This window comes from Methanosarcina sp., assembly GCF_049706645.1.
In the GTDB taxonomy this organism is placed as follows: domain Archaea; phylum Halobacteriota; class Methanosarcinia; order Methanosarcinales; family Methanosarcinaceae; genus Methanosarcina.
Genome location: NZ_JBNAKP010000045.1, coordinates 1 through 2,378 on the forward strand (window position 1 = coordinate 1; position 2,378 = coordinate 2,378).

Here is a 2,378-nt window from a genome sequence, read left to right on the forward strand (position 1 = left end):
ATTTCTGTCATGGGAACTTCCATATGAGAGAATTTCTTTATCTTTTCACACGGAGTTTCGATGTCAATAATAATTTTATTTCCCTTTTTGCTTCCATGGATTGTATGAACAAACCCACATATAGTGGAATTTACGATAATTTCGGTCAATATGCCACCTTTTACTTTTTGATCATGCAAGTTTTCTTAGGACTTCTTACTAGAACTTGAAGCGGATAAATAGTAATATCAGGTTTCTTGAATGCTTCAAATTTAGTAGATATTTGATTTCACTTGTTATATAAATTAAATAAAATGGATAAATTGAAGGAGTAAATATCGATATGAGGTGACAAAATTATAGATGAGATAACCTCAATAATTAATCTACATAGGATTAATAATCAGTAGCGAAACATAAATCAGTATCTTTAAATAGCACATGAGTATATTTGCATATACTCATATATGGGCGGTGGTGTGCACGGATATTGTTTATATATTTAAGGCGCTGGCTGATGAAAATAGGATAAGAATACTGAATCTTTTAAAAAATGGGGAGTTATGTGTTTGTGATATTGAGGCTGTTTTAGGCATTAAGCAATCAAACGCTTCCAGACACTTAAATAAACTGAAAACGACAGGAATTATTGTCTCTGAAAAAAAATCCCAGTGGGTATATTATCAACTCCGTGATGATGTTTTTATAAGATTCCCTTTCCTCTCAATGGTCATTGACGATGAAATAGAGAAAATAGGCATTTGTAAAGACGATTTAGCGCTATTGGAAAAGCTCAAAGCGAGCGGTAGATCTTGCAATTGATTAAAAAAATTATTTTTATAACGTATGCGATTATCAAAAAATATAAGGTGTCTGCTTTGGAGAAATCAGTCGGATCAAAATTGTCGTTTCTAAATCGCTACTTAACATTGTGGATCTTTCTGGCTATGTTTACGGGTGTAACACTGGGCTTCATTTTCCCTGGCTTTGCAAACTTTTTGCAGAGTTTATCTATTGGCACCACATCCATTCCCATTGCTATTGGGTTAATAGTTATGATGTATCCTCCACTGGCACGGGTTAAATATGAAGAGCTAGGAGTGGTATTCAGGAATCATAAAGTATTAGGTTTATCTTTATTACAAAATTGGATCATTGGTCCTATTTTGATGTTTATACTTGCGATTGTATTCTTGAGAGACTATCCTGAATATATGGTAGGCGTTATTCTGATTGGTCTGGCCAGGTGTATCGCCATGGTGATTGTCTGGAACACCCTGGCAGATGGAGATAATGAATATGCTGCTGCCCTGGTTGCTTTCAATTCCGTCTTTCAGTTAGTTTTTTACTCGGTTTTTGCCTACTTCTTCATAACCGTGTTGCCTGAATGGCTGGGACTAACTGGCATGGAAATACATGTATCCATGGGAGAAGTTGCTCAAAGCGTTGCGATCTATTTAGGAATTCCTTTTGCTGCTGGTTTCTTAACACGATACTTCTTGCGTCCTTCAAAAGGAGCCGAATGGTATGATAGAAAATTCATTCCAAAAATAGGTCCGATTTCACTTTACGCCCTACTATTTACGATTATTGTAATGTTCTCATTAAAAGGCGAATATATTGTTACCCTGCCTTTAGACGTAGTGAGGATTGCAATTCCCCTCTTAATCTATTTCGTGATTATGTTCGGAATCTCCTTTTTTATCTCTATGAAATTGGGGGTAAACTACGGACAGACAACATCCCTTTCTTTTACCGCTGCCAGCAATAATTTTGAACTGGCAATTGCGGTAGCGGTGGCGGTTTTCGGTATCGATTCCGGGCAGGCATTTGCAGCGGTAGTAGGTCCTCTCATTGAAGTACCAGTTATGATCGGACTTGTGAATGTCGCACTTTACTGGAGAAAGAAATATTGTATCTCCTTCAAAATGTGTGGAGAATAATCCTACATCTTTGTTGAAAGGAGAACAACTTCTCCTGACGGCTGGAACTATCTGCCTATGGAAATAAATCTACTAGTTATGGGATTTGGGATGAGTAAAGACCTTCCTGAATAAATTCATAACAAAGAATCGTAAATATGATTAATCGGTGCATTATTCAATGTTTAAAGATTGAAAATGTACTTTGTAGACAGCTTGTATAAAGATCTGCGAAATCCAGACCAATTAAAGATTAACAAAGAACTAATGATAAAAAGAGAAGGCGATATCTGTGGATGCAAATGAAAAGAAGCAAGTAATTAAAGAGACATACGGAAAAATTGCAATGGTAGGCGGATCCTGTTGTTCTAGTGGATGTTGCGGAGATTCAAGTGCGACAGATCTGTCAAAATCTATTGGCTATTCTGAAAATGATCTTAAAGCTGCTCCGGATGCGAATCTGGGTCTTGGGTGCGG

Annotated in this window: 3 protein-coding genes and 1 pseudogene; 3 read left to right on the forward strand and 1 reads right to left on the reverse strand. The window is 36.7% G+C overall.

The genetic code is table 11. From position 1 onward, the window contains the following. The coding region (locus ACPK8D_RS14565; RefSeq protein ID WP_424718110.1) for a DUF6951 family protein at positions 1-149 on the reverse strand (149 nt) is incomplete at its 3' end. 271 nt (positions 150-420) lie between these two features. Between ACPK8D_RS14565 and ACPK8D_RS14570 the strand changes: the two genes are divergently transcribed. The 3 genes and pseudogenes from ACPK8D_RS14570 to ACPK8D_RS14580 form a co-directional block, all read left to right on the forward strand. Continuing rightward, the gene (locus tag ACPK8D_RS14570; protein WP_424718582.1) at positions 421-801 is read left to right on the forward strand and encodes an ArsR/SmtB family transcription factor; all 381 of its coding nucleotides are present in this window, start codon (positions 421-423) and stop codon (positions 799-801) included. A gap of 56 nt (positions 802-857) precedes the next feature. Further along, the gene (arsB, locus tag ACPK8D_RS14575; RefSeq protein WP_424718583.1) at positions 858-1,922 is read left to right on the forward strand and encodes an ACR3 family arsenite efflux transporter; all 1,065 of its coding nucleotides are present in this window, start codon (positions 858-860) and stop codon (positions 1,920-1,922) included. Positions 1,923-2,193: 271 nt separating this feature from the next. Further along, positions 2,194-2,378, forward strand: a pseudogene (locus tag ACPK8D_RS14580) (arsenite methyltransferase); the annotation flags it as partial.